Annotated in this window: 23 protein-coding genes; 12 read left to right on the top strand and 11 right to left on the bottom strand. The window is 54.2% G+C overall.

Annotated features, from left to right (window positions below):
* Window positions 1–30: 30 nt before the first annotated feature.
* From ccsA to CU041_RS06975, 11 genes are all read left to right on the top strand, one after another.
* Window positions 31–837 (top strand): cytochrome c biogenesis protein CcsA, encoded by an 807-nt coding sequence (gene ccsA, locus CU041_RS07025; RefSeq protein ID WP_068519035.1) that lies wholly within the window; start codon window positions 31–33, stop codon window positions 835–837.
* A 215-nt stretch (window positions 838–1052) separates the two neighbouring features.
* Window positions 1053–2063, top strand: coding sequence for a tRNA dihydrouridine synthase DusB (gene dusB / locus CU041_RS07020; protein ID WP_101246267.1), 1011 nt, complete (start codon window positions 1053–1055; stop codon window positions 2061–2063).
* A 56-nt stretch (window positions 2064–2119) separates the two neighbouring features.
* Window positions 2120–3268, top strand: coding sequence for a two-component system sensor histidine kinase NtrB (locus CU041_RS07015; protein ID WP_068519037.1), 1149 nt, complete (start codon window positions 2120–2122; stop codon window positions 3266–3268).
* The gene (gene ntrC / locus CU041_RS07010) at window positions 3265–4713 is read left to right on the top strand and encodes a nitrogen regulation protein NR(I) (RefSeq protein WP_068519038.1); all 1449 of its coding nucleotides are present in this window, start codon (window positions 3265–3267) and stop codon (window positions 4711–4713) included. Before CU041_RS07015 ends, ntrC begins: the two co-directional genes overlap by 4 nt.
* The gene (locus tag CU041_RS07005; protein WP_101246266.1) at window positions 4710–6986 is read left to right on the top strand and encodes a sensor histidine kinase NtrY-like; all 2277 of its coding nucleotides are present in this window, start codon (window positions 4710–4712) and stop codon (window positions 6984–6986) included. Before ntrC ends, CU041_RS07005 begins: the two co-directional genes overlap by 4 nt.
* Window positions 6987–7032: 46 nt before the next feature.
* Window positions 7033–8406, top strand: coding sequence for a nitrogen assimilation response regulator NtrX (gene ntrX / locus CU041_RS07000; protein ID WP_068519040.1), 1374 nt, complete (start codon window positions 7033–7035; stop codon window positions 8404–8406).
* A 45-nt stretch (window positions 8407–8451) separates the two neighbouring features.
* Window positions 8452–9831, top strand: a complete 1380-nt coding sequence (trkA, locus tag CU041_RS06995; protein WP_068519041.1) for a Trk system potassium transporter TrkA — start codon at window positions 8452–8454, stop codon at window positions 9829–9831.
* 62 nt (window positions 9832–9893) lie between these two features.
* A complete protein-coding gene (locus CU041_RS06990) occupies window positions 9894–10580 on the top strand; it encodes an HAD family hydrolase (RefSeq protein WP_101246265.1) in 687 nt (228 codons plus the stop codon).
* 121 nt (window positions 10581–10701) lie between these two features.
* Window positions 10702–10959 (top strand): RNA chaperone Hfq, encoded by a 258-nt coding sequence (hfq, locus tag CU041_RS06985; protein WP_008891082.1) that lies wholly within the window; start codon window positions 10702–10704, stop codon window positions 10957–10959.
* Between the two features lie 7 nt (window positions 10960–10966).
* On the top strand, window positions 10967–12298 hold the full coding sequence (hflX, locus tag CU041_RS06980; protein ID WP_371833739.1) for a GTPase HflX: 1332 nt from the start codon (window positions 10967–10969) through the stop codon (window positions 12296–12298).
* A gap of 34 nt (window positions 12299–12332) precedes the next feature.
* Window positions 12333–13157 carry an inositol monophosphatase family protein gene (locus CU041_RS06975; protein WP_228195524.1) on the top strand — a complete coding sequence of 275 codons (825 nt, stop codon included), beginning with the start codon at window positions 12333–12335 and terminating at the stop codon, window positions 13155–13157.
* Between the two features lie 194 nt (window positions 13158–13351).
* Here the strand turns inward: CU041_RS06975 and mazG are convergent, their stop codons facing one another.
* From mazG to ectA, 5 genes are all read right to left on the bottom strand, one after another.
* The gene (mazG, locus tag CU041_RS06970; RefSeq protein ID WP_101246262.1) at window positions 13352–14176 is read right to left on the bottom strand and encodes a nucleoside triphosphate pyrophosphohydrolase; all 825 of its coding nucleotides are present in this window, start codon (window positions 14174–14176) and stop codon (window positions 13352–13354) included.
* A 148-nt stretch (window positions 14177–14324) separates the two neighbouring features.
* Entirely contained in the window at window positions 14325–15818 is a 1494-nt protein-coding gene (locus CU041_RS06965) for an aspartate kinase (protein ID WP_101246261.1), read from the bottom strand.
* 87 nt (window positions 15819–15905) lie between these two features.
* Window positions 15906–16307 carry an ectoine synthase gene (locus CU041_RS06960; protein ID WP_068519046.1) on the bottom strand — a complete coding sequence of 134 codons (402 nt, stop codon included), beginning with the start codon at window positions 16305–16307 and terminating at the stop codon, window positions 15906–15908.
* A 69-nt stretch (window positions 16308–16376) separates the two neighbouring features.
* Complete coding sequence (ectB, locus tag CU041_RS06955) at window positions 16377–17702, bottom strand: diaminobutyrate--2-oxoglutarate transaminase (RefSeq protein WP_233433030.1); 1326 nt, start codon at window positions 17700–17702, stop codon at window positions 16377–16379.
* An 84-nt stretch (window positions 17703–17786) separates the two neighbouring features.
* Window positions 17787–18335, bottom strand: coding sequence for a diaminobutyrate acetyltransferase (gene ectA / locus CU041_RS06950; RefSeq protein ID WP_068519047.1), 549 nt, complete (start codon window positions 18333–18335; stop codon window positions 17787–17789).
* 323 nt (window positions 18336–18658) lie between these two features.
* Here ectA and CU041_RS06945 point away from each other — a divergent pair, with 323 nt between their 5' ends.
* Window positions 18659–19138, top strand: coding sequence for a MarR family winged helix-turn-helix transcriptional regulator (locus tag CU041_RS06945; RefSeq protein ID WP_068519209.1), 480 nt, complete (start codon window positions 18659–18661; stop codon window positions 19136–19138).
* Between the two features lie 80 nt (window positions 19139–19218).
* Here the strand turns inward: CU041_RS06945 and CU041_RS06940 are convergent, their stop codons facing one another.
* From CU041_RS06940 to CU041_RS06915, 6 genes are all read right to left on the bottom strand, one after another.
* On the bottom strand, window positions 19219–20340 hold the full coding sequence (locus tag CU041_RS06940) for an AbrB family transcriptional regulator (RefSeq protein WP_101246260.1): 1122 nt from the start codon (window positions 20338–20340) through the stop codon (window positions 19219–19221).
* On the bottom strand, window positions 20340–22022 hold the full coding sequence (locus CU041_RS06935) for a methyl-accepting chemotaxis protein (protein ID WP_068519049.1): 1683 nt from the start codon (window positions 22020–22022) through the stop codon (window positions 20340–20342). Before CU041_RS06935 ends, CU041_RS06940 begins: the two co-directional genes overlap by 1 nt.
* A gap of 35 nt (window positions 22023–22057) precedes the next feature.
* Window positions 22058–23593 carry a tripartite tricarboxylate transporter permease gene (locus CU041_RS06930; protein WP_068519050.1) on the bottom strand — a complete coding sequence of 512 codons (1536 nt, stop codon included), beginning with the start codon at window positions 23591–23593 and terminating at the stop codon, window positions 22058–22060.
* A complete protein-coding gene (locus CU041_RS06925) occupies window positions 23586–24074 on the bottom strand; it encodes a tripartite tricarboxylate transporter TctB family protein (RefSeq protein WP_101246259.1) in 489 nt (162 codons plus the stop codon). The genes CU041_RS06930 and CU041_RS06925 overlap by 8 nt, the downstream gene beginning before the upstream one ends.
* A gap of 44 nt (window positions 24075–24118) precedes the next feature.
* Window positions 24119–25117 carry a tripartite tricarboxylate transporter substrate binding protein gene (locus CU041_RS06920; protein ID WP_068519052.1) on the bottom strand — a complete coding sequence of 333 codons (999 nt, stop codon included), beginning with the start codon at window positions 25115–25117 and terminating at the stop codon, window positions 24119–24121.
* Between the two features lie 321 nt (window positions 25118–25438).
* Entirely contained in the window at window positions 25439–26119 is a 681-nt protein-coding gene (locus CU041_RS06915) for an IclR family transcriptional regulator (protein ID WP_101246457.1), read from the bottom strand.
* Window positions 26120–26223: the final 104 nt, after the last annotated feature.

Genomic DNA, 26223 nt, shown 5'->3' with positions numbered 1-26223 from the left:
CGAAGTCTTGTGACAGAAACGGACCAACACATGCTTGCTGCCTATATTCATATTCTGGCCTTGCTGCCGCTGACAGCCCAGATCATGCGGGCCGAACCCAAGCGTGATATATGGCTGTATGGATCGATTTGCCTGGCGGCGATCGGAACGATGGTCGTACTTGGTCTGAGCGGTGAGGAAGTCCAGTCGCGCGGGTTCGCAGCGGCCCTGCATTGGTCCGAACTGTCTGTCATCATGATTTTTGGCGGGCTTGTCATTTGCAAAGGCCCCCATCAGGTCTGGCGGCTTGCCGGATATATTGGCGGTTACCTGCTTCTGTTTGCGTTGCTTGCTGCGATCTTCAATCTGTTTGGCAAACATGTGCCGCCGACTGTAACCGGGCCTGCGCTTTATTCCGGCTGGCTTTGGGCGCATATCGGAAGTTCGCTTGTGACCTATGCGCTGGTAACATTGGCGGCGATTGCCGCGATGGCCTATATCGTGCAGGAACATGCCCTTAAGCACCGTAAACCAACACGCTGGAGCCGCCGGTTGCCGCCACTTCGCGACAGCGAATATATGCTGGTGGGGTTTTTGAAATGGTCCGCCTGGGTTCTGATTATCGGGATCGTATCAGGCTTTGCGCTGCGTTATGTCGAAGGCAGCAGCCTTTGGGCAATTGATCACAAGATGCTTTTGACCTTGCTTGGATTTGCCACGATCTGCGTTTTGATCTTCATCCATGAAAAATCAACGCTGCGCGGGCGCATGGCTGTTCGGTTTGTCCTTGGTGCATGGCTGCTTTTGACGCTGGCCTTTCCGGGTGTGCGGCTTGTTACCGGATATATTGTCGGCTAGACCCCGAAACCATAAAGCCAATATCATGACCGATAATGGATTGAGGCACTGTCGGCATCAGGGTCGATGGGGTGTCTGTTATCGTCTGAACTGTGGTCTTTGCATGTGATGGACCCGCGTCAGGCAACGATAATTTCCGCAAGACGCTTAGAGTTGTTGCAACTCGTAGCCAGTTTTATTAATCTGCCCAAGTTTTAGGCAATCGGATTACCTTCATGTCATTGCAGATCGGTTCTGTGCATGTGCCAGAGAATGTTATTCTGGCACCAATGTCAGGTGTGACTGACCTTCCATTTCGTCAGCAGGTCCGCCAGTTTGGCGGACATCTTGTTGTGTCTGAAATGATTGCGTCAGATGCCATGACCCGCATCCAGCGACATGAAAAAGAAGTGCGCAAGATGCACGGTGATTGCGCAGCCGAAAGCCCGCTTTCTGTTCAGCTTGCCGGAACCGAGCCCGAAGAAATGGCCGAGGCCGCCCGCATGAACGAAGCGCGCGGGGCAATGATCATTGACATCAATATGGGCTGCCCGGCCAAAAAAGTTACAAAGGGCTATGCCGGATCAGCACTGATGCGCGACGAAAAACTTGCTGCGGATATCATCAAGGCAACGGTTGATGCTGTTTCTGTGCCGGTAACGCTGAAAATGCGGCTGGGCTGGGATGACGACAACCGCAATGCGCCGTCCCTTGCGAAAATTGCCGAGGATCTTGGCATCAAGATGCTGACCATCCATGGTCGAACCCGCTGCCAGTTCTATAAGGGGGACGCGGACTGGGATGCCATTGCACTGGTCAAGGATGCTGTTTCCATACCGGTGATCGGCAATGGTGACGTTACCAGCGAAGAAGACGCCGAAGAATTACTGCGTCGATCCGGTGCAGATGGTGTCATGGTCGGGCGCGGGGCACAGGGCCGACCGTGGTTTTTGGCGCAAGTATCGCACTATCTTAAAACCGGGGAAAAGCTGGCAGCACCGAGCCTTGAGGTGCAATTGCAAACGATCTTGCGCCATTACGATGCAATGATTGACCATCATGGCCGTCAGGGTGTGCGCATCGCACGCAAACATCTGGCCTGGTACTGCAACAGTTTGCGCAATGCCACGGAATTTCGGCGTGTTGTCAACGTGTTGGATAATCCTGATCAGGTAAAAGGTGAAATTCGCGCGTTTTATGAACCGCTGATCGAAAACGAAGTCAAATACAGTCAGGAAGCAGCCTGACTGCTCGATAACAATAATATGGCGATATAAAACTAACGTCGTCGGGGAAGAATTGAATGAGACTGGGATTTGGAAAAGGCAACGGGGTTGACCCGACCGGGGTGCTGAACGCAATTGCAAGCGCAGTTGTCGTCGCCAACCGGGATGGGAAGATCCGGTTTGTCAATCAGGCCACCGAACAGCTGTTTAACACCAGCGCCAGCGTTCTGTGCCGCAGCGATCTGAGCGACTTTATACCGTCAGACAGTCCGGTTTTTTCGCTGATCAAGCAGGCAATTGACGAGGCGACGCTGGTTGCCGATCACAATCTGCTGATTGAAAGCCCGAAAATCGGCAAGCATACCGTGAACCTTACCGTTGGTTCGATGCCCGATGACAGCGACTGCGCGGTTCTGACATTCGAGCCGCGCTCGATTGCCCAGAAAATCGATAACCAGCTTCTAAGCCGCAATTCTGCCCGTTCTGTCAGTGCGATGGCCGCCATTCTGGCCCATGAAATCAAAAACCCGCTATCGGGCATTCGCGGGGCGGCCCAGTTGCTTGAGCAAACCAGTAATGAGGACGACCGCGTTCTGACCCGGCTGATTTGTGACGAGGCTGACCGTATTGTCGAACTTGTCGACCGGATGGAGATTTTCTCCGACAAGCCGATGGAACGCGGGGCTGTCAACATTCATACGGTTCTTGAACATGTGCGCCGTCTGGCCGAAAACGGTTTTGCCAAGAATCTTGCGTTTGAGGAAATCTACGATCCGTCCTTGCCGCCGGTATTTGGCAACCGCGATCAGTTGATCCAGGTGTTTCTTAATCTTGTGAAGAACGCCGGCGAAGCCGTTGATCCGCAAGATGGCAAAATCATCATATCAACCCGCTACCAGCATGGCATCCGGCTGGCAGTTGCCGGGGGTGATGCGCGTGTGCATTTGCCGTTGGTGGTATCGGTCCGTGACAATGGTCCGGGCATTCCGCAAGACATGCGCGAAAGCCTGTTTGATCCGTTTGTCACGACGAAACCGACCGGTTCCGGGCTTGGTCTGGCGCTTGTTGCGAAAATCATCAATGACCATGGTGGTGTGATCGAAGTGAAGGATGTGCCGGGGGGCGGCGCAGAATTCCAGATCATGCTGCCGATTTATAATCGTGCGCTGGCCGAGGGGGCCAGTGAACAACCGATAATAATCGATAACAGGGAACACACCGCATGAGCACGAGCCCTGCAAGAATTCTGGTCGCTGACGATGACCGGGCCATCCGTACCGTATTGACGCAGGCATTGTCGCGTCAGGGTCACGAAGTCCGCAGCACCGGTCACGGCCGCACGCTTTGGGACTGGATCGCCGATGGGGACGGTGATCTGGTGATTACCGATGTCATGATGCCCGACGAAAACGGTCTGGACATGGTGCCGCGTATTCGAAAATTGCGCCCGGATCTGCGCGTCATTGTCATGAGCGCGCAAAACACGCTGATGACGGCGGTCAAGGCCGCGCAGCGCGGGGCATTCGAATATCTGCCAAAGCCCTTTGATCTTAATGAGTTGATGGGCATTGTTGATCGGGCACTTGAAACCCCGCAGGAAAGCCAGTCTGGCAAGTCAGCAGATGAAGAGGGTGATGATCGCCTTCCGCTGATTGGACGTTCGGCAGCCATGCAGGAAATCTATCGTGCCTTGGCGCGCCTGATGAATACCGATCTGACCGTTATGGTGACCGGTGAAAGTGGAACCGGTAAGGAACTGGTTGCGCGCGCCCTGCACGAATATGGCGGGCGTCGCCACGGACCGTTTGTTGCGATCAATATGGCGGCAATTCCGCGCGAACTGATTGAAAGCGAACTGTTCGGTCACGAAAAAGGTGCCTTCACCGGCGCGAACGAACGTAAGGTCGGCCGGTTCGAACAGGCCGAAGGCGGCACGCTGTTTCTTGATGAAATTGGCGATATGCCGCTTGAGGCACAAACCCGTTTGCTGCGTGTTCTTCAGGAAGGCGAATATACCCGTGTCGGTGGTCGCACGCCGATCCGGGTCAATGTGCGTATTGTTGCCGCAACCCACCGTGATCTTCGCAAACTGATCCGCGAAGGCACATTCCGCGAAGATTTGTTCTATCGCCTGAATGTCGTGCCGATCCGTTTGCCATCGCTGCGTGAACGTCTTGAAGATATTCCTGAACTGGTCAATCATTTCCTGATGCAGGCCAGCGAAGAAGGATTGCCGCGCAAGACCTTGTCGGCAGAAGCCATGGCGCGTCTCAAGGCGCATCGCTGGCCGGGCAATATTCGTGAACTGGAAAATATGGTGCGGCGTCTGACGGCGCTTTATTCCCATGATGTGATTGGCGTTGATGTCATTGAAACCGAATTTTCGGAAAACAATGTCAGCGAAGCAGCACCCAGTGCCGAGCCGCAATCCTTGTCGGAATCCATTGAACGTCACGTCCGTGAATATTTCGATGCACATGAAGAAGACCTGCCGTCAAACGGGCTTTACGATCGCATCCTGCGCGAAATGGAACGCCCGCTTTTGAATGTGACGCTTGAAGCAACCCGCGGCAACCAGGTCAAAGCCGCCGAAGTACTTGGTCTGAACCGCAATACGCTCCGCAAAAAGATCCGTGATCTTGGGCTGGAAGTCGTCAGGGGCACGAAATGAACAATGCGGAAAGTTCGATCTCCAACCGGATATTGAGATCGGGCTTCGTAAGGTTTCTGGGGCGTCTGGGCCAATCGCGACGGTTCGCGTTCGGTCTGGTTGCTGCTGCACTGGTTTCGGTAACGGCCACCTATCTTGCGATGACGGGGACGGCGCCGTTCCGTCCTGACCCGCGCCTGATTTTGCTTTTGCTGAATATCGATCTGGTGCTGGTGTTGTTGCTGGCTACCCTTGTGGCCCGCAAGCTGGTTCAGATCTGGGTTGAACGCAGGCGCGGTGTTGCCGGGGCAAAGCTTCACACCCGCATGGTGTTGATGTTTTCGCTGGTGGCTGTGACGCCCGCGATTGTTGTTGCCGTATTTTCAGCGCTCTTCCTGCATTTCGGTATTCAGGGCTGGTTCAGTGACCGCATTCGAACAGCTGTCGAAGAAAGCATGGTCATTGCCGATGCCTATCTTAAGGAGCATCAGGAACTTATCCGTGCCGATGTTCTGGCAACCACGGCCGATTTGCAGCGGTTCGGGGTGAATTTTTCCACCAGTCCTGAACGGATTTCCGATCTTTTGACCGATCAGGCACTCGCGCGTGGTTTGCCCGAAGTCATGATGATTGACGGTTCGGGCCAAATCATCGCCCAGTCGGAATACAGCTTTTCCTATGATACCGATCAGGCGTCCATTCCCGCCGAAGTCTATGACGAAGCACGCGAAAAAGACGTGGTTCTGATGATTGGGAACAGCGACAACCGCATTCGGGCGCTGGCCAAAATTCCAAGCTTCATCGATGCGTTTTTGCTGGTCGGGCGGTTTGTCGATCCCAATGTGCTTGATCGTATCGACAAGGCACGGCGGGCCGTTGACGCCTATGAAAGCCTTGAAGGTGAACGATCCGGGATCGTGATTACCTTTGTCATGATCTTTGTGCTGATTTCTGTGGTTTTGCTGCTGGCGGCTGTCACGCTTGGCCTTATGGTGGCAACAAGACTTGTTCAACCGGTATCGCAACTGATCACCGGTGCCGAACGGGTGCGCGATGGCGACTTGTCTTTCCGTGTGCCGCTTGACGGGCAGGGGGATGAACTTGAAGCACTAAGCCGCGCGTTCAACCGTATGACCGCCCAGCTTGAAACCCAGCGCAATGAGCTGATTGCCGCCAACCGTCTTAATGACGAACGCCGGCGCTTTACCGAGGCCATTCTGGGCGGTGTTACCGCGGGCGTGATCGGCCTTGATCCGGATCGCAAGATCGATCTGCCCAACCGAAGTGCATCTGATCTGTTGGCTATCGACCTTGAGGGGCATCTTGGGCAGGAACTTACGGAAGTCATCCCGGAATTTTCCCCGTTATTTGATGATTTCAGCCGTGATGGTGATCGCAGCAAGCCGCGCCAGATCGAAATTCGTCGCGATGGTGTCAATCTGACATTGCTTGCCCGGGTCACCGCCGAGTGGGCCGATGATGGCACGGTGTTCGGGTATGTTGTGACCTTTGATGATGTGACCGAACTGCAAACCGCACAGCGCATGGCGGCCTGGGCCGATGTCGCACGCCGTATCGCCCATGAAATCAAGAACCCGCTGACCCCGATCCAGCTTTCGGCAGAGCGCCTTAAACGGCGCTATCTGAAACAGATCGAAGATGACAAGGATGTGTTCCAGACCTGTACTGACACGATCATTCGCCAGGTTTCAGATATCGGACGTATGGTGGACGAGTTTTCCAGTTTTGCCCGGATGCCGTCCCCGAAAATGCGAATGGAAAACCTTAGTGAACTGGTAAAAAGTGCGGTCTTTTTGCAGAAGCAGGCGCATAGCAACATTACCTATGACTTTGACCGGTCCGGGATCGAGGATTTGCAGATTTCGTGTGACGCCCATCAGGTTAACCAATGTCTGATCAACACGCTTAAAAACGCAGCCGAGGCCATCGAAGGGCGGGAAAAACCCGAAGACGGCGAATTGCCGCGTGGACGCATTGAAATTTCGATTGCCGTGTCACCAAACAATCAACATGTCTTTGTGGCTGTTTCTGATAACGGTAAAGGACTTCCGGCCGAGCATCGCGAACGTTTGACCGAGCCGTATGTCACGACGCGGTCAAAGGGAACGGGGCTTGGTCTTGCGATCGTCAAGAAAATCATGGAAGACCATGGCGGAGAGCTTATACTCTCCGACGGCGTTGAAAGTGGGGCGACCGTGACACTATCTTTCCCGCAACCTACTGATGCCGAAATTGAAACAGGGGCGCAGGGCGCTTCTTCCTCGGGCAATTGATAAATTGCCAAAATCGCAACAATAATAAGATTGATTTGGTTCCGACATGGCGCACGACATTCTGATTGTCGATGATGAACAAGACATTCGAGCGTTGATTTCCGGTATTCTGGAAGACGAAGGCTACACGACCCGACAAGCCGGTTCGAGCCAGGAAGCCCTGGCCGAGGTGTCCGCACGTCGCCCAAGTCTGGTGGTGCTCGATATCTGGATGGATGAAAGCGATCACGACGGGATCGAGACGCTTAAACTGATCAAACGCGAGCATAGCGAAGTTCCCGTTGTCATGATTTCAGGTCATGGCAACATTGAAACCGCGCTCGAAGCATCCCGTATCGGGGCCTATGATTTCATTGAAAAGCCGTTCAATACCGACCGTCTTTTGATGGTTGTGGAACGCGCAATTGATGATGCGCGTCTGCGCCGCGAAAACCGCGAACTGACGCTGCGGGCCGGTGGCGATACAGAACTGCTGGGAAAATCGTCGGTCATCAATAATTTACGCCAGTCTGTTGACCGTGTTGCGCGAACAGGCAGTCGTATTCTGATCCATGGCCCGGCCGGTTCGGGCAAGGAAGTAGTCGCACGGCTGATTCATCAGAAATCCGCCCGGGCCGAAGCCCCGTTTGTGGTTCTGAATTGCGCGAATATTTCACCGGAAACCATGGAAGAATCCCTGTTTGGGGCGGTTGCAACTGCGGATCGCGAAGCACGGACCGGTGTGCTTGAACTGGCGCATGGCGGGACTTTGCTGCTTGATGAAGTGGCTGATATGCCCCTTGAGACCCAGGGGAAAATCGTTCGGGTGCTTCAGGATCAGACATTTGAACGTGTCGGCGGATCGGTTCCGGTCAGTGTCGATGTCCGGGTGATTGCAACAACGGCGCGTGATCTTGAACAACGGATTGCCGAACAGACATTCCGTCAGGATCTTTATTATCGGCTTAATGTCGTGCCGCTCGAAGTGCCGTCCTTGCAGCAGCGTCGCGACGATATTCCCGAATTGGCGGAACGTTTCCTTGAACGGTATGCGGATGCAACCGGGCTTCCGAAACGCAAATTGTCACCCGAAGCCATGGCAACCCTTCATGCCTATGACTGGCCGGGCAATGTTCGTCAGTTGCGCAATGTCATCGAAAGATTGATGATCATGGCGCCGGATGACGACAAAACGGATCTGATCAGCGGTAAAATGCTGCCATCTGAACTGTTTTCTGATGTGCCGACGTCGCTAAGTTTTGACAAGACCAGTGAAATCATGGCATTGCCGCTGCGAGAAGCACGCGAGATGTTTGAAAAAGAATATCTCCAAACCCAGATTGACCGGTTTGGGGGAAATATTTCCAAGACGGCGAGTTTTGTCGGCATGGAACGTTCAGCGTTGCATCGCAAGCTGAAAAGCCTTGGTGTGAACAGCTGATCGGGCCATTCCCATCTTGGACTGTTGTGAACGGGAGATAACAAGATGAAGGTCATCATTTGCGGCGCCGGGCAGGTGGGGTTCCACATTGCCAAATATCTGGCTGCGGAAAACAATGATGTCACCGTGATCGACCAGTCGGAAGAACTGGTTCGCAAGATTTCAGACACCCTGGAAGTTAAGGGCATTATCGGGTTCGGATCGCATCCCGATGTGTTGCAGCAGGCGGGTGCGGACGAGGCCGACATGCTGATCGCTGTTACCTTTGCCGATGAAGTCAATATGACGGCCTGTCAGGTCGCCCATTCACTGTTTAACGTGCCGACCAAAATTGCCCGTATCCGAAGCCAGACTTATCTGCAGCCGGAATGGGCAAGCCTGTTCGGGCGCGAAAAGCTTCCGATTGATGTGGTGATTTCACCGGAAATGGAAGTCGCCCGTGCGGTCGCGCGTCGTCTGCAGGCGCCCGGCGCGTTTGACATGATCCCGTTTGCCGATGACAAGGTCAAAATCCTTGGCCTGCGGTGTAACGAAGATTGCCCGGTGATCAACACGCCGCTGCGTCAATTGCATCAGCTGTTCCCGGATCTGAATATTTCGATCCTGGGCATGATCCGCGATGATAAGCCGGTCTATCCCAAGGGCGATGATCAGATGCTGGCCGGGGATCTTGTCTATCTGGCTGTTTCAAGCGATCAGGTATCCCGTGCGATGTCGGCATTCGGGCATGAAGACCCCGAAGCACGCCGCATTGTCATCTTTGGCGGCGGCAACATTGCGCTGTTCCTGGCCGAAGAAATCAACAAGAACTTCCCGGGTGTTACCACCCGCCTGGTTGAAGCCGATCCGGAACGTGCGCGTTATGTCGCCCAGAAGCTCCCGAAGAAAAGCGTTGTCCTGCGCGGCGATGTGCTTGATCCGGAGCTGCTCGAAGAGGCAAATGTCGGCAATGCCGAGGCCGTTGTTGCACTGACCAATGATGACGAGACCAATATTCTCGCATCCCTGCTGGCCAAACGGTATGGCTGCCCGCGCGCCCTGACGCTGATTAACAAAAGCACTTATAACTCGCTGGTTTCCGAACTTGGCGTTGATGTCGTGATCAGCCCACGTATGACGACGGTGTCAACGATCCTGCATCATGTCCGCCGCGGGCGTATTCGCGCGGTACACAGCCTTTCAGAGGGCTTTGGCGAAGTGCTTGAGGCAGAGGCACTCGAAACCGCGCCGATCGTTGGCAAGGCGATCAAGGATATCGCGATGCCGGCCAGTGTGGTGTTCGGCGCCATTTTGCGTGATGGCGAAGTTGTGATGCCGCGCGCCAATACGGTGATTGAAGCCAACGACCGGATTGTCGTGTTTGCCGGTTCCGAGCAGATCAAAAAGGTCGAGAAAATGTTTGCTGTTCGACTGGAATATTTCTGATCGACGGCGGGGAAAATTATTCCTCATACCAATAAACGCCCCTCATATCACCGGAAGACCAAATGTCTGACAAATTGCCCCATCCGCCAAAGGCCGTCATTTTTGACTGGGATAACACCCTTGTTGATAGCTGGGGAACCATTCAGGCAGCCCTGAATATGACCTTTGACGATTTCGGCAAGGATCGCTGGACGCTTGATGAAACAAAGCAGCGCGTTGCACGCTCGTTGCGTGACAGTTTTCCGGTGCTGTTTGGCGAAGATCGCTGGGAAGCAGCCAAAGACAGCTTTTATGCCCATTTCAGATCAATCCATCTTGAAACGCTGACGCCATTGGCCGGGGCATATGATTTGTTGTGTGCGCTGCGTGACAACGGCACCTATATCGGTGTTGTCAGCAACAAGAACGGTGATTTTCTTCGTAAAGAAGCCGAGCATCTTGAATGGACGCCGTTTTTCGGAAAGATCGTCGGGGCAACCGATGCGCCAAACGACAAACCGGCACCCGATCCGGTCCATATGGCAATGGGCGACTCTTCGGCGTCGCAATATGAGAATCTCTGGTTTGTTGGGGATAGTGTGGTCGATATTCAATGCGCGCGCAATGTCGGGGCCACGGCAATCCTGATTGGTGATGAATTAACCGGTCACAGTGAGACGCAGAATTCTGCGACTCTTAGCCCTGATTGGCATTTCGCTGATTGCGAGGCGCTTGTAAGGGTTGTAAAAGGCTTCTCGAAAGTCTTATAGTTCAGACTGGTCATTAAAAATGGGGCAGGGGTCGTGACGGACCTTAACGTCGACGGCTCCACATTTTCCTTGACCGCCCGAAACCAAAAAAACGCTCATAAAAGAAGGCTAGGTCTAACCAATGGCGGAAAAATCACAGAATGTTCAGGACGTATTCCTGAATTATTGCCGTAAAAACAAAACGCCGGTTACCGTGTTTCTGGTCAACGGAGTCAAATTGCAGGGCATCATTACCTGGTTTGACAATTTCTCTGTTTTGCTGCGGCGCGATGCTCACACCCAGCTCGTGTACAAACACGCGATTTCGACGGTAATGCCGACGACACCGATTAAACTGTTTGATCCGAGCCAGCCAGCGACGGAAGAAGAAAATAGCTGACGAGTCTCTGACTTCGGGGGGAGGCACGACGCCAGACGCCCCCCGGGTCCTGGTTTTCCATCCAGAACTAAAACGCGCCGACCAGACAGCGTCTTGGCGCGATGCATCTTCGCGACTGGATGAAGCTGTCAGTTTGACTGGCGCACTTGAATTTGATGTGGTGGGCGCGGATATCGTGCCCATTGCTAAAACACGTCCGGCAACCCTGTTCGGGACCGGTGTTGTTGAACGGCTTGGTCTGCAGATCAAGGCCGAAGAAGCCGATATCGTGATGATCAACGGCCAGCTTTCCCCGATCCAGCAACGTAACCTGGAACGCGAATGGAAGTGCAAGGTTATTGACCGCACCGGCTTGATCCTTGAAATCTTTGCCGATCGCGCGCGCACCCGTGAGGGGCGCTTGCAGGTCCAGTTGGCGTTGCTGAGCTATCAGCGATCCCGCCTTGTCCGGACCTGGACGCACCTTGAACGTCAGCGCGGCGGGCGCGGCTTCCTGGCCGGTCCGGGTGAACGTCAGATCGAAATTGACCGGCGCTTGATTGGCGACAAGCTGGCCAAGCTTCGTCGTGAACTTGAAGAAGTCAAACGGACCCGTGAACTTCACCGCGAAGCACGCCGACGGGTTCCATACCCGATCGTTGCGCTTGTCGGCTATACCAACGCCGGGAAATCGACGTTGTTCAACCAGTTGACGGTATCGGAAGTCTTTGCCGAAGACATGTTGTTCGCAACGCTAGATCCGACCATGCGTGGTTTGATCCTGCCAAGCGGGCGCAAGGTCATTCTGTCTGATACGGTGGGGTTTGTTTCCGATTTGCCGCACGATCTTGTTGCGGCGTTCCGGGCCACGCTTGAAGAAGTTCTTGAAGCGGATTTGATCGTACATGTCCGCGACGCATCATCTCCGGAAACCGAAGCCCAAAAGCTTGACGTGCTTGAAGTTCTCAAGGCGCTGGGACTGCAAAAGGCAATCGATGGCGAAGAACTGGTCGAGGCCCTGAATAAAATCGATCTGCTTGAAGGTGATGATCTTCAGGCGGTGACGGAATATGCAAGCAGGCACGACAATACCATCGCAATTTCAGCGGTTAAGGGTCGGAATTGTGATGCGTTGCTTGAGCTGATTGAAAGCCGTCTGACCGAAGATATGCCGGTTTTCGAACTGTGCGTGCCTTATTCGGATGGCAAGTCACTGGCCCGTCTTTATGAACAGGGCGAAGTGCTTCAGCGCAGCGAAGGTGCCGACGGAATATCAATCCAGGTACGTGTGGACACCACACGTGTCGGGCGGTTTGAGGACTGGTGCGCAAAGGCCGGGCTTCAAATTCATGTGGTTTAGTGCGTAATCAAGTTTACCCGATGGGAGAAGTAGCGTGGCGATAACAGTCGATATGGATAAGGTTACCGAAATTATCCGCGAGGTATCGGCAACTGAAATCGCCCCGCGCTTCGGCCAGCTTGACGACGCAGATATTGACACCAAATCCCACGCCCTTGATCTGGTGACCATCGCAGATACCGAAGCCGAACGTGTCTTGACCGCGCGCCTGACCGATTTGCTGCCCGGAAGTCTGGCACTTGGCGAAGAGGCTGCCCATGCCGATGCCAAGTTGCAGGACCGGGTCTTTGCCGGTTCTGATCCGTTCTGGATCATTGATCCGGTCGATGGCACCAAGAACTTTGCCCATCATCGTCAGCCATTTCGATGCATGGTCGGGCTTTATCACGGTGGCGAGACGGTAGCAGCCTGGATTATTGATCCGATCGAAGGGCATGCAACCGTTGCCGAAAAGGGATCTGGAACCCGTTATCAGGATCAGCCGGTTTCGGTTCGATCCAACATCAAGAATGCGCGCGATGCGAAGGGTTTCCTGATTTCCTATGCCCGCGACCGCATCCGGAAACATTACGGGCATCTCGATTTCTTTGACGAGGTCGCACATTATTCCTGCTGTGGCGCGGAATATGAAGAAACGGCCCGCGGTGCATACGACTTTTGTGCTTATCGCACGTTGAAACCGTGGGATCACGCACCGGGTACGTTACTTGTGCGGGAGGCCGGCGGCTTTGCACGTTATATCATGACCGACAAGGACAATGAATATAACGCCAATGCCACAGCACCGGGACTTCTGTGCGCAAGTTCGGAAGAACTGTGGCACGAAATAAACGAGATTCTGTTGCCGCTGTTCTCGTAACTTCACGCGGCCTATTTGTGGGTGTGAGCCAATCGTTGCCGCCATCCGGTGAAGAAGCTCGCGACGGTCCGTGTTCCGAGGATGTCTGAACAGCCCGCGTGACGTTTCACCAATTGGACTTCTGATCGAACTCTATATGCGGCAGGAAAACCAATCGGTTGGCCCAAGATCGCATTCAGAGCGGTCTTGGGTAACTATGCCTGACCCCGCTCGACTTTTTTGGCGAGGTTCCAGAGCGCATCCATTTCATCCAGATCTGATTGTGCGGCGGTGCGTCCGTCGCGGGCAAGTTCGTCTTCGATGAAATGAAAGCGCTTGGTGAATTTGTGATTGGCGCCGCGCAAGGCAACTTCGGGATCCACACCGATTTTGCGGGCCAGATTGGCCATCACAAAAAGCATGTCACCCAGTTCATCCTGCAAGCGTGCGGGATCGGGGGTTTCGGTCATCTCGGCTTTGAGTTCGTCGATTTCTTCGTGAAGCTTGTCAAACACTTCGTCAGTGCTGGGCCAATCAAACCCGACACGGGCGGCGCGTTTGGTCAATTTTTCTGCGCGCATCAATGCAGGCAGGGCGCTTGCAACCCCGTCAAGGGCGCTGTGACGTTCATGTCCCTTGGTTTCGGCCTTTTGGGCGCGTTCGGCAGCCTTGATCTTTTCCCAGGTCTGATTGACGCCCTCGGTGGTGGTGGCATCACCATCGCCAAAAACATGTGGATGACGGCTGATCATCTTTGCAACGATGCTTTGTGCGACGTCTTCGAAGTCGAAATGACCGGCTTCTTTGGCCATTTGGGCATGAAAAACGACCTGAAGCAGCAAATCACCCAATTCGTTGCACAGTTCGGGCATGTCATTATCGGCAATCGCATCGGCCACTTCATAGGCTTCTTCGATCGTGTAGGGGGCAATGGTGGAAAAGTCCTGTTCGAGATCCCAGGGGCATCCGCCATCCGGATCGCGGAGCTTTGCCATGACGTCAAGCAACTCGTTGATGGCTTTGCTGTTATGGGTGCTCATGACGGGGTCCTTTTAAGCCGGAACAGAACAATGTTTTAGTCCTATCGCGCTGCATCATGGCTGGCAAGTATGGGATGCGGTCAAAACAAAACCCGCAAGGCAACAGGTGCACTTGCGGGTTCTGGTCTTGGTCGGGACGCGACCAGGATCAGGCAGCTTTAAGCTTTGCCTGCTTGTTAGCGCTATCATCCGCGGTGTTGTCGGCTTTGGCTTTGCCTTCGACCAGGCCGCGATGAAGGGCGATGACGGCCTTGTTGAAGTCGCCTTCGGCAACCACGAACTGAAGATCCACCCGGCGGCTCGGATAGTGCGACGCCACCAGTTCAACACCGGCATCATCAAGAACCGACACGGCACGGGCAAACAGGCCCGGCTGGGCGATATTGGCACCGATCACCGATACGATGGCGACTTTACGGGTCTGAACCGTTGCTTCGGGGTGCTTGGCTTCGATCTCGTCAACACAACGACGGATCTGTTTGAGCGGTGCCGACACGTAATGGGTGATCGTATTGGCATTAAGGTTCTTGGTGACGGTCGGAACCTTATAGCGTTTCAGAACGCTAAGAATGGATTCCTCACCACCAGGAACGCCAACCATGTCCTGATTGAAAACTTCGATCTCGAACGCGGTCGGAACGCCGGTAACGATTTCAACGCGGCTGCTTTCCGGATTCCAGTGGTCATCAATCACTGTGCCCGGATGTTCGGGTTCAAACGTGTTGGCAATACGCAGCGGAATATCATTCTGGCGCAGACCTTTGGCCGCGCGTGGATGAATGGCTTCCATACCCATATTGGAAAGCTGATCGGCAACATCATAACTGGTACGGCCAATCGGGCGAACGGCATCTTCACCAACAATGCGCGGATCGGCGCTTGAAAGGTGGAATTCCTTATGAATGATGGCTTCCTGCGCCTGGGTCAGGCAGGCAATCCGCGAGAAAGTCACCTCGCTATAGCCGCGGCCATAGATGCTCATCAGACCTTCGCTGCACTGGGCATAGCCGGTTGCAATCGCAAGCTGGCTTGAAATGTCGATATCTTCGAAAACCTTTTCGATCCGGCCATCAAGGGTAGAGGCCTCTGGCTCGCGCCAGCCCGAAAGGTCTGCGAACACAGCATTGACGCCCTTGGCACGCAGCAGAAGCATCGTGTTATGGGCACTATGTGCTTCGCCAATGGCCGAAAGCATTTCGCGAACGGTCAAAAGATGCTTTTCAAGTTTGAAATGGCCAAAGCTGCAGAGGCGATGAAGATCCATCAGACAGCTTCGTGTCCCTTCAATACGTTCCTGAACAAACGCATTGGCCAGTTTCAGTTCCGGTGCGTCACCAAAGATCTGCTCGTTAATTTCGCACATCTTTTCGGAAACGCCGGTCAGGGCATCACCCCAGGCCCAATCGGTTTCCGAGCCGGCATAAAGCTGATAGACACCCGGCTCACCGGTTTTCTTGTTTTCCAGCAAAAGATCGGTAAAACCGCCATATGCCGAAACGACAAAGACCCGGTTATAGAGTTCGTCTTCTTTACGATTGCCGACCAGAATGTTGTCCATGACCGCATCAACCTGGGTCATCGACGTACCACCGATCTTGTGAACGCTATGCCCAGCGTCCGATTTTTTCTGGGCTGAAAGCATGTTGCCTCCTTTGGGGGCGTTTCCTTGAAAGTTTATTGGCTTAAGAAAGTTTGAGGCGGTCGTTGCCGGCCGCCTCAAACAAGAGTCTTAGCTGGCGAGCGCATCACCATCGAGCGGGTAGACGCCGTTTTCGTCATGGACTTCTCGGCCGTTCAAAGGCGGGTTGAACGCGCATGCGACAACCATGTCCTCGGTGCCGCCACGCAGATAGTGACGGTCATGTTTGTTGAGGATGTAAACCGTGCCCGGCTCGATCTTGTATTTCTTGCCATCTTCGATGGTTTCGACTTCGCCATTGCCCGAAATGCAATAAACCGTCTCGAAATGGTTGGCATAGCAGATTTCGGTTTCGGTGCCGGCATAGATGGTGGTGATGTGGAACGAGAACCCCATGCCATCATCGGCAAGCGACAGGCGGGTGCTTTCCCAGTTGTCCGAAACCACGCGACGGCCGGATGCTTCACATTCTTTCAGTGTGCGAACAATCATTTTTAACTCTTTGATTTTATGAAGTTGTGGGGCGCGGGCGACACCCGGGGATGTCGCCCGACCTGGCTATTATTCAGCTGCTGCTTTGGCCGGTGCGACATCCTTGCCCATGGCTTTGGCGGTTGCCATTTCAAGAATATCAAGACCATGCGCCAAATCCTGCTTGGAGATGATCAGCGGCACAAGGCATTTCACCACTTCGTCTTCCGGTCCACTGGTTTCGATGACCAGGTTATGCTTGAAGCATTCCTTGGTGACTTTCGATGCCATTTCACCGCTTTCAAAGCAGATGCCCTGCATCAGGCCGCGGCCCTTGCGGTACAATTTGCCATCGCCATAGCGCTGCGCAATTTCTTCAAGGCGGTTGCCAAGAAATTCGGCCTTGTCGCGGACATCGGCTGCGAATTTGTCATCCGACCAGAAATGGTCCAGAGCGGCGGCGGCCGTAACAAACGCGTGGTTGTTGCCGCGGAAGGTGCCGTTATGTTCGCCCGGATGCCAGATATCGAATTCCGGTTTGATCAGGACAACAGCCAGCGGAAGACCATAAGCCGAAAGCGATTTCGACAGAGTGATCATATCCGGTTTGATGCCGGCCGGTTCAAAGCTGAAGAAAGTACCGGTACGACCACAGCCAGCCTGAATGTCATCGACAATCAGAAGGATGTCGTGCTTGCGGCACACAGCTTCGAGGTTTTTCAGCCAGCCGAAATCAGCTGCATTCAGGCCACCTTCACCCTGAAGCGTCTCGACGATGACAGCAGCGGGCAGGGCGACGCCACTTGAATTGTCCGACAGGACACGATCAAGATATTCGGTGGTATCAGCACCATCACCCATGTAGCCGTCAAACGGAACAGCAACAGCATTGTCAAGCGAGACGCCGGCAGCACCCCGGTGATGTTCGTTACCGGTAATGGCGAGCGAACCAAGGGTGCAGCCATGGAAGCCATTGGTAAACGAGATCACGGTTTCACGGCCTTTGACGCGGCGCGCCAGTTTAAGGGCAGCTTCGACCGCATTGGTGCCGGTCGGGCCGGTAAACTGGACCTTGTATTCCATATCGCGCGGCTTGAGGATTTTGGTTTCAAGTGCCTCAAGGAATGCGGCCTTGGCCTTGGTATGCATGTCCAGGCCGTGGGTAACGCCGTTTGATTTGATGTAATCAATCAGCTTTTCCTGCAGGACCGGATGGTTGTGGCCGTAATTCAGGCTGCCGGCACCGGCAAGGAAATCAAGATAGCGATTTCCGTTTTCATCGGTCAGCCAGGCGCCTTCGGCCGTTTCAAAAGTTACCGGGAAGGAGCGTGCGTAGCTCTGAACTTCCGATTCAAGACGATCAAATACAGTCATGGTTCCCTCTTTCAGATTGGGAAAATCAATTCCACTTGTCATGCCAAACGTTCCGGCAGGCCGGTTGTTCCAAAAACGGTGCGATCCGTTTGTTGCATGCGTTGGGTGAATATCGGTTGGGTCGGATCAGGCCGCGACGCGTTCAACGTCCTTGCGTTCAAACGGTCCGATCTGCCACAGGATTTCGCTGGCAGCGGCCCCATCGAAATGGGTTTCGCGTTCGAACTGGACTTTGCGTTTGACGTCAGCGCCAAGCTCACGTGCGACTGAACGGAATACGCCCTGTGACGGGGCATTCGTTGACGTGATCGTCGTGTTCAGTTCCGTCACGTTGTGGCATGCCGGACGATCAAGAATGTCAAGGATCAGACGTTTTGCCAGGCGCAATCCGCGCGCCTTGGGCGAAACGGCGACCTGCCAGATGAAAAGCTGGTCCGGTTTGTTCGGGACAAGATAGCCCGAGACGAAGCCGACGGCTTCGCCATCAAGTTCTGCGATCGCGCAGGTGTCTGCGAAGTGCGAGCATTGCAGCAGATTGCAATACACGGAATTTTCGTCCAGGGGCTTACATTCGGCAATCAGGTTGTTCACCGTCGCGCCGTCAGTGGCCTTGGGTTTTCGGATAATCAGGTTGGCTTTCTGGCCGGTATTGCCCTTTGTGGTGGCAATTTTCATCGGTCTGCCTGTTCTGTTATTTCGATATGCGATCATTCATGTCGCGATAGATGTATAGAATATCGATGGAAAATGATCAAGGGGGCGACTGTTAAAATCCTGTGAAATACAATAAAGTATTGAAAATAAACGAAACTATAATGGATCGACGGTCGATAATCATTGCGGGGAAATGATGAAATAATCTTTCCTTAAAATAACGAATATCGATGCAATTAAATATCGAAAGTCGATGGAATAATGCCATATACCGTTGCGAATTGCGGTTTTCGGGGCTAAAACAGGTTTTGCAGCAGGACAAAATCAACGCCCGGATATTCATCATGGATAAATTGCACGAAGCACTGATCTCGATCCGTCGAATTTTACGGGCGAGTGATATTCACGCCAAAAAACTTGGCAAGATTACCGGGCTGAAAACGTCCCAATTGCTTGTTTTGCAGTCACTTGAAGAATTCGGCGAGATGACGGTCGGGCAGATTGCCGCGAAGGTCAATCTTGCCCAGGCATCAACGACATCATTGGTCGACAAGCTTCAGGCGATGGGGTTTGTGTCGCGTGAACGCGGGGATACCGACAAACGCAAAGTCTTTGTCCGTCTGACAGAGCAGGGGCGATCCATCCTTGATCGTGCGCCGATGGCATTGCACGACCGTTTTTCAGACAATTTCAACAGTCTGGAAGAATGGGAGCAAACCTTCCTGATTGCCGCCTTGCAGCGTGTTTCGGGGATGATGGATGCCAGTGACATTGATGTCGCACCGGTTCTTGATCACGACGTGATCGTTGAAAAACGTGACTGATCCATCGGCATATCAAGGGCTATGCGTTCTGATCAAGTGCATCAGGTAGCTTCCATAATGCACTGTAAATCAAAATTTTTTTATTTGATTGCGCCGTTTTTGCGGTTGAAATGGCGTTCGAACCATTTCGCCATGATTGGTGCCAGAAGCACGATTTCGAAAATCCGCACGATATGGTGAAAGGCAACAAAGCTTGGTTCGACATTCAGGGCTAGTGCAATCAGCGACATCTCGGCCACGCCACCCGGCGCAAAGGCCAGCAGAACCGCAATGAAGTCAAGATCGAGCCATTGCGACACGAACCACGCAACACCGCCGGTAAAGGCCAGCACAACCAAGGTTGCCAGAACCGAATAAATCGCCAGCCGTCCCAGAACAGCAAGCTTCACACCAGAAAAGCGGCTGCCGATGGCAGATCCAAGGATCAACAGACTGCCGGCAAGAAGCCAGTCGGGCAGGTTGCCTTCGACGATGCCGGTGACATGCAGAACCATGCTTGCTGCCATCGCGCCGGTCATATAGGAGGCCGGCACACCGATTTTGCGGAAAATCAGGATGGTGACAAGGGCGCAAATCGCGGTAAGTGCGCCTTCGCCCAAGCTCATGTGGATGGCTTCGCTGTCGCCGTGTCCATTGGCGACAACACCCGTAATCAGCAAAACAATCAGCGGGGCAGACATCACCAGAAGCAGCACCCGCAACCCTTGTGTCAGTGCAATTTCCTGCTCATTCCCGCCGGCCGCAGCCCCGAGAACCACCATGGGGGTCAGTCCGCCCGGTGTTGCCGAAAACAGGGCGGTTGCCGGATCAAGACGGGCGACCTTGCTGTAAAACCAGGTGATGATCACGGTAATCACCGGGACATAAAGCAAAACAGCAATCATGCTGATGGGCCAGCGGGCCGCCTGATCAAAGGTATCGGGCGTAAAGGAAGCGCCAAGAAAAATCCCGATCACGCCCAAAATCACAGACCGGAACTGCATGGGAATGCCCATCGGCACGCGCAGAAGGCTTGCAACAAAGGTTGCGAGCATCGGCCCCATCATCCATGCCAGTGGCATATTGATGGAATGGGCGATGAGCCCGCCAACAAGTCCGATCCCAAGGCCAATGGCCAGTTTTTTAAGAAAGCGCGGTGTCAAAACACTGGAAAATCGTGTGATCCAACTGTCTTGTGATGGATCGTCCTGTGTTTTGGTCATTACGCGTCAGCCTTGTTTTTTTCGATTTGTTCGAGGAAGCCGTCAATGGCATCACGCAAGCGCGATGCTTCGGTATTCAGGGTGTTGGTCGCCCGTGTCACATTTTCCGAGCCGTTATGGACCCGCGCGGTTTCGTTATCAAGCGCGCCGACGGCTTCGGCAACGGTACGCATGCCGCCATTGGCATCCTGGATGCTGTCGGAAATGCCGGCTGTGGAGGCCTGCTGTTCTTCGACAGCCGCCGCGATTGCCGCCGCCGATTGATCGACTTCGCCAATCACATCGGCAACAGAATGAAGCGCATTGACCACATTGTCGGTCAGACCGCGAATTTCTTCGACCTGGCTTGCGATATCTTCGGTCGCGCGCGCGGTTTGCGAGGCAAGGTTTTTGACCTCGCCGGCAACCACGGCAAAGCCTTTGCCGGCATCGCCAGCACGTGCGGCTTCGATCGTGGCATTCAGGGCCAGAAGGTTGGTCTGGCTGGCAATGTCTTCGATCAGGCTGACGATATCACCAATGCGCTGGGTGGCAGATGTCAGCTGTTCAAACAGGGCACGTGAATGTTCGCTTTCCTCGCGGGCGCGTCCGGCGACAGTTGCTGAATTCTGGGCCTGCTGACCGATTTCGGCGATGGCTTCGGACAGGCTGGCAGTCGTTTGCGATACCGCCTCGATGTGATGGAGAACCTGCTCGGAATGTTGATTGGCATCGGCAGAACGGGCGCTGGCATGGGTGGCGATTTGTTCCATATCGCTGGCCGAACCGTTCAGAGATCCGAATTCACGGTCAAAGCCGGAAAGGGCTTCTTGTACGGTGCGCTGGAAATGTTCGGTCGCCTCGATCAGGTTTTGCTGGCGCTGACGTTCAAGGCCGCGCACGCGTTCGCGTTCCTTGCGCAGGTTTTCGGCTTCGCGTGACTGGTCGCGCAAGACGGTGACAGACCGGGCAACAGTGCCGATTTCATCACGGCGCTGAACGCCACGGACCTCGATATCCAGATCACCATTGGAAATCTGTTCGATCAAATGGGCAAGGTCGGTCATTGGCCGTGAAATGCGGCGCGATACAAAAATCGATACCGACCCGGCAATCAGGACCACAACAATGGCAACAACAACAAAGACCTGCTGAAGGGCTTCTGCCTGCGATGTTGCGTCGGCAAAGGACGTTGTCGCGATGTCGTGGGATTGCACAAGAATTTCATTAAGCGGCGCTTGCAGGGCCTGGAATGTTTCATCGGCCTGGGCGATGACTTCCAGCGCGCCATAAATGTTCATTTCGCTTTCGACAAGGAACTGGTCAACCTGTTCCATGTATTTTGCGTAGTTGCTGCGGAATTCGTCACCGCCAACAGCGGCCAGACGATCGGCAAGTGGTGCCAGTTCTGTGGACAGCTTGCTGACTTTTTCACGCAGGTCGGGGACAACAGCGGCATTAATGCCATTGGAATCCCAGGTCAGAATACGAAACAGCGATCCGTGTGCCTCATTTAACGCACTGCTGAGCGTCAGGGCATCGGATCGCCGTTCATAGGCTTCGACGCGAAGGCTGGTGAGAGTGGCTTTTTCGCTTTGAAGGGTTGCGACCGTGGCAATCCCCATGGCGATGATGACGATCATAAGGAAGACCGGAACCAAAAGGGTCTTGGGGCCGATCGACAGATTATCAATAAAACGCATTCACCAGTTTCCTTCGCGCCGATTAACGTCGGTTTTTAGAGTTCACCGTCATTGGGAACTGTTTTGCGATTACGCATCCATTCCCGAAGGTTCCCGATCAGCGGAGCAGACAGGAACAGAATGCTGATCAGCAGAATGACGAGCGTAATCGGGCGTTCCCAAAGGAACGAGATCGACCCGTCACTGATTGCCAGGGCACGACGCAGGTTTTCTTCCATCATCTTGCCCAGAATGAAGCCAAGAAGCATCGGCGCCATCGGATAGTTCAGCAAGCGCAGGCCGATCGCGATTGCCGCTGCAATCACCATCATGTGGATGTCCATGGTGTTAAAGGTCACCAGGTAAACACCGACCAGCGAGAAGAACAGAACGAACGGCACCAGAAGCTGCTGGGGCAGGGCAAGCAGACGGGAAATATACGGGATCAGCGGCAGGTTCAGGATCAGCAGCACCACATTCCCGATATACATCGAAATGATGACAGACCAGAACACAGCAGGCTGTTCAACAAACAGGCGCGGGCCGGGCTGAACGCCATAGGAAATCAGCGCGCCCATCATGACAGCCGTCGTACCCGACCCCGGGATACCAAGGGTCAGAAGCGGTACGAATGAACCAGAACACGCGGCATTGTTTGCAGTTTCCGGTGCCGCCAGACCACGGATCGAACCTTTGCCGAACTGAAGCTTTTCCTTGGCCGAAGCAAGGTTGCGTTCCATGCCATAGGCCAGGAACGAGGCAATGGTCGCACCCGCACCCGGAAGAACACCAGTGAAGAAACCAAGGATCGACGAACGGCCAATGACCGGAACCATGGTTTTGACTTCATCCTTGGAAAGCTTCATCGAGCCCAGGCTTTTAAGTGCTTTTTCCTCGTCGCTACGTGTGTCCTTGGTCGGACGCAGGATCGACAGCAATGCCTCGGACAGGGCAAAGGTCGACATCGCCAGCAACAGGAAGCTGATACCGTCGATAAGGTCCATGCTACCAAAGGTAAAGCGTGCAACACCGGCTGCCGGATCGGTGCCGATGGTCGACAGCATGATGCCAAACAGCGTCATGGTGATGGCCTTGAGAACCTGGCCCTTGCCGGCAAAGGCCGATACGGCCGTAAGACCCAGAACCATCAGTGCGAAATAATCGCCAGACTGGAAAGACAGCGAAACAGAGGCCAAGGCAGGTGCCGCCACCAGCAGGAAGATCGCAGCGATCGTACCACCCGAGAACGACGCATAGGCCGCAATTGCCAGCGCCTTGCCAGCCTGGCCTTTCTGGGCCATCGGATAGCCGTCAAAGGCGGTTGCAACCGTGCCGGCAACACCCGGTGCGTTGATCAGAATAGAAGAGGTCGACCCACCGAAAATCGCCCCATAATACACACCAGCCATCAAAATCAGGCCGGTCGACGGATCAAACCCGTAGGTGATCGGGATCATCAGCGCAATGGCGGTAATCGGGCCAAGACCGGGGAGCATCCCGATAAAGGTGCCTGCGAAACAGCCAACAGCAACCATCAAAAGGTTGATCGGCATGACAGCGGTCGAAAGACCGGCGAAAATTCCATCAAGCATCGTTCGACATCCAACCGAGATAGTAGAAGAAATCGCCAGGGGTCAGGTAAATACCCATCAGATAAAGCAGGCCCCAGAATGCGAGTGTGACAAGAACAGCCGTCAAAACCAGAACCAGGGGACGTCGTTCGCCAAGGGTATAGAAACCACCCATCAGGAAGAGGGAGGTCGAAATCGGGAAGCCAAGCTGGCGGATCGTCAGGCCGTAAAACACCATCAGACCCGCAAGGATGACAACGCGGCGCCATTTGAGGCCGCGGAAGGCATCCGCAAGGTTGCCGGCCTCCTGGTTGGCCGGCAGGATCAGTTGGATAAAGGAAACCACGCCCAGGATCCAGGCAAGTGCGTTAGGGAGGGTTCTGGCGTTAAACGGGGCATCCTCGTCGCCAAACAGCAGCGGGATATCACCGACATAAAAGCCATAAATCAGCGCAAGGCATAGGAATAGCAATGCGCCGAATTTGTCGCGATTGATGGACATGGCGTGGTTTCCTTCGGAGGTCTTTTTACTTGTGTTCTAGTGGCTTATTTCAGGAAGCCGAGTTCGCGCATCAGGTCGCCAACGACCTTTTCCTGGTTTTCCATGAAGGCGGAAAATTCAGCACGCGGCTTGTAGATTTTTTCCCAGCCATTGCGCTTGCGAACGGTTTCCCATTCCGGGGTTGCCTGAACGTCTTTCAGGACCGCTGCATAGGCATCCGCTTTTTCAGCCGAAAGTGCCGGGGAGCCGAAATAGCCGCGCCAGTTGACGAATTCGGCATCAATGCCGAGTTCACCGAGCGACGCTACGTCCGGAGCCGCTTCAACGCGTTCTTTCGAGGTCACGGCAAGGATGCGGATCTGGCCAGCTTTGGCCAGTTCAAGCAGTTCACCAAGACCGGTCGACAGAACTTCGGTTTCACCCGACAGAAGGCCAGCAATTGCTTTGCCGCCAGCATCGTAGGGGATGTATTTTACCTGTTTCGCATCGCCGCCAGCTTTCTGGACAGCATAGGCAGCAACAATGTGGTCCATACCGCCACGAACCGAGCCGCCGCCGAACTTGACCGAGTTCGGATCCGCTTTGACCGCGTCAACTACATCGGTAAAGGACTGGAATTTGCTGTCTGCCGGAACTGCGAATGCAGCATATTCAGCAACAACAGCAGCAATCGGGGTCAGGTCACGGAAGGACTGCGGGAACACACCGGTCAGCGAACGAACGATGATCGGGGTGGAGTTGACCATAAGGGTGTTGTCAAGACGGTCAGCCGCTTCGATCATGTAGGCAATGGCTTTACCGCCGCCGCCGCCAGACATGTTTTCGTAGGATGCGGTACCAACCAGACCGGATTTGGTCAGGGCTTCACCGGTACCACGTGCCGTACCGTCCCAGCCGCCGCCAGCGCCACCTGGAATGACGAAGTGAATTTCATTGATTTCTGCGGCTTTGGCATCCATGGCGCCAAATGCAGCAGTCGAAACAGCAACAGCGGTTGCTGCGGCAATAAATCCGCGACGCGAGAACATCGTCAGCTTATTCATCAGGGTCTCCTCCAGACACTAAAGCATTTTCCCAGACCACCCGTTTGGCGGTCGACCGATCGAAAGGAACAAAACTTCGACAAGGAAGATGTTTGATGTCGCAATGCCGATACAGTTTCCCCATCAGCATACGACCGCTAAAAATGACCTCCCTTGCCGATATTCTTTTTGTTTGTTCCAGGCACGTTCAAGACGCACCCGGATCGGCAGTTGGAGGACGTTAGCAGTAGAACCTGTCATCAACCTGTCATTGCGGATAATTGCGTGAAAATTTTTCACATCATTTTTGCGGCAATGGAAAAGGTGGGTGGAAATACGCGGTCAGCCAGACAGTCGGTCGCCACATTCTGTGGCATGGTTTTGCAATGTTTGCAGAATGTTATGGCGTTTCTCGCGTGTGAAGCGGCTGCTTGGGCCGGATAGTGCCAAGGCACCCAAAAGATGCCCCTGACGGGCCAGAACGGGCACCGCGATCGCCGATATGTCCGGGTCACGTTCGCCTTCGCTTTCGGCAAACCTGTCATCAAGCACCTCGATGGCGCGATCATCGACACCATCGCCCCAGGCACGGATAACATGACCGGCCGCCCCACGATCGCAGGGCAAAAGAGCACCTTCTTCAAGATGGTGGCGCAAACTGCGCGACGAGTTTTCACGAAACAGACAAAGACGACTTGATCCTTCCGGAACGTAAAACGAGGCCGTTTCCCCGCTTTCTTTGACCAGTGCCGACAGATGGGGGCGCACCACGTCATCCATGCGATAAGAGCGCCGATAGATCGAACCCAGTCGCCACAAGGCCGGACCCAACCGATAGCGACCACGTCCCGACAACATCAGAAACCCGTGGGACTCCAGTGTACCCGCCAGTCGCGACAGGGTGCTTTTATACATTCCGGTGCGTTCAGCCAGTTCCTTAAGCGACAAGTCGCCGTCCTGATCGGTAAAGACATCCAGAATTTTAAGGGCGCGTTCAACGGCGGTAACGTTTTGGTCTGACATGGAAAATCGTCCTGTTCCAGGCGGGTGATCGGCAATGACGTGCTGTTTGGATTTCGCGATGGTCCAAAATTCTATATAATAGAACATAATTCTACTAGACAGAA

The sequence above is a fragment of the Thalassospira povalilytica genome (genome assembly GCF_002844235.1).
GTDB classification, from domain to species: domain Bacteria; phylum Pseudomonadota; class Alphaproteobacteria; order Rhodospirillales; family Thalassospiraceae; genus Thalassospira; species Thalassospira povalilytica.
Note: the sequence above shows the minus strand (reverse complement) of the source record. Positions and strands in the feature narration are given on the sequence as shown.

Bases quoted from the DNA above. Each gene is read 5' to 3' on its own strand.
- ccsA (WP_068519035.1), top strand. From the start codon at position 31: ATGCTTGCTGCCTATATTCATATTCTGGCCTTGCTGCCGCTGACAGCC.
- dusB (WP_101246267.1), top strand. From the start codon at position 1,053: ATGTCATTGCAGATCGGTTCTGTGCATGTGCCAGAGAATGTTATTCTG.
- CU041_RS07015 (WP_068519037.1), top strand. From the start codon at position 2,120: ATGAGACTGGGATTTGGAAAAGGCAACGGGGTTGACCCGACCGGGGTG.
- ntrC (WP_068519038.1), top strand. From the start codon at position 3,265: ATGAGCACGAGCCCTGCAAGAATTCTGGTCGCTGACGATGACCGGGCC.
- CU041_RS07005 (WP_101246266.1), top strand. From the start codon at position 4,710: ATGAACAATGCGGAAAGTTCGATCTCCAACCGGATATTGAGATCGGGC.
- ntrX (WP_068519040.1), top strand. From the start codon at position 7,033: ATGGCGCACGACATTCTGATTGTCGATGATGAACAAGACATTCGAGCG.
- trkA (WP_068519041.1), top strand. From the start codon at position 8,452: ATGAAGGTCATCATTTGCGGCGCCGGGCAGGTGGGGTTCCACATTGCC.
- CU041_RS06990 (WP_101246265.1), top strand. From the start codon at position 9,894: ATGTCTGACAAATTGCCCCATCCGCCAAAGGCCGTCATTTTTGACTGG.
- hfq (WP_008891082.1), top strand. From the start codon at position 10,702: ATGGCGGAAAAATCACAGAATGTTCAGGACGTATTCCTGAATTATTGC.
- mazG (WP_101246262.1), bottom strand. From the start codon at position 14,176: ATGAGCACCCATAACAGCAAAGCCATCAACGAGTTGCTTGACGTCATG.
- CU041_RS06965 (WP_101246261.1), bottom strand. From the start codon at position 15,818: ATGCTTTCAGCCCAGAAAAAATCGGACGCTGGGCATAGCGTTCACAAG.
- CU041_RS06960 (WP_068519046.1), bottom strand. From the start codon at position 16,307: ATGATTGTTCGCACACTGAAAGAATGTGAAGCATCCGGCCGTCGCGTG.
- ectB (WP_233433030.1), bottom strand. From the start codon at position 17,702: ATGACAAGTGGAATTGATTTTCCCAATCTGAAAGAGGGAACCATGACT.
- ectA (WP_068519047.1), bottom strand. From the start codon at position 18,335: ATGAAAATTGCCACCACAAAGGGCAATACCGGCCAGAAAGCCAACCTG.
- CU041_RS06945 (WP_068519209.1), top strand. From the start codon at position 18,659: ATGGATAAATTGCACGAAGCACTGATCTCGATCCGTCGAATTTTACGG.
- CU041_RS06940 (WP_101246260.1), bottom strand. From the start codon at position 20,340: ATGACCAAAACACAGGACGATCCATCACAAGACAGTTGGATCACACGA.
- CU041_RS06935 (WP_068519049.1), bottom strand. From the start codon at position 22,022: ATGCGTTTTATTGATAATCTGTCGATCGGCCCCAAGACCCTTTTGGTT.
- CU041_RS06930 (WP_068519050.1), bottom strand. From the start codon at position 23,593: ATGCTTGATGGAATTTTCGCCGGTCTTTCGACCGCTGTCATGCCGATC.
- CU041_RS06925 (WP_101246259.1), bottom strand. From the start codon at position 24,074: ATGTCCATCAATCGCGACAAATTCGGCGCATTGCTATTCCTATGCCTT.
- CU041_RS06920 (WP_068519052.1), bottom strand. From the start codon at position 25,117: ATGAATAAGCTGACGATGTTCTCGCGTCGCGGATTTATTGCCGCAGCA.
- CU041_RS06915 (WP_101246457.1), bottom strand. From the start codon at position 26,119: ATGTCAGACCAAAACGTTACCGCCGTTGAACGCGCCCTTAAAATTCTG.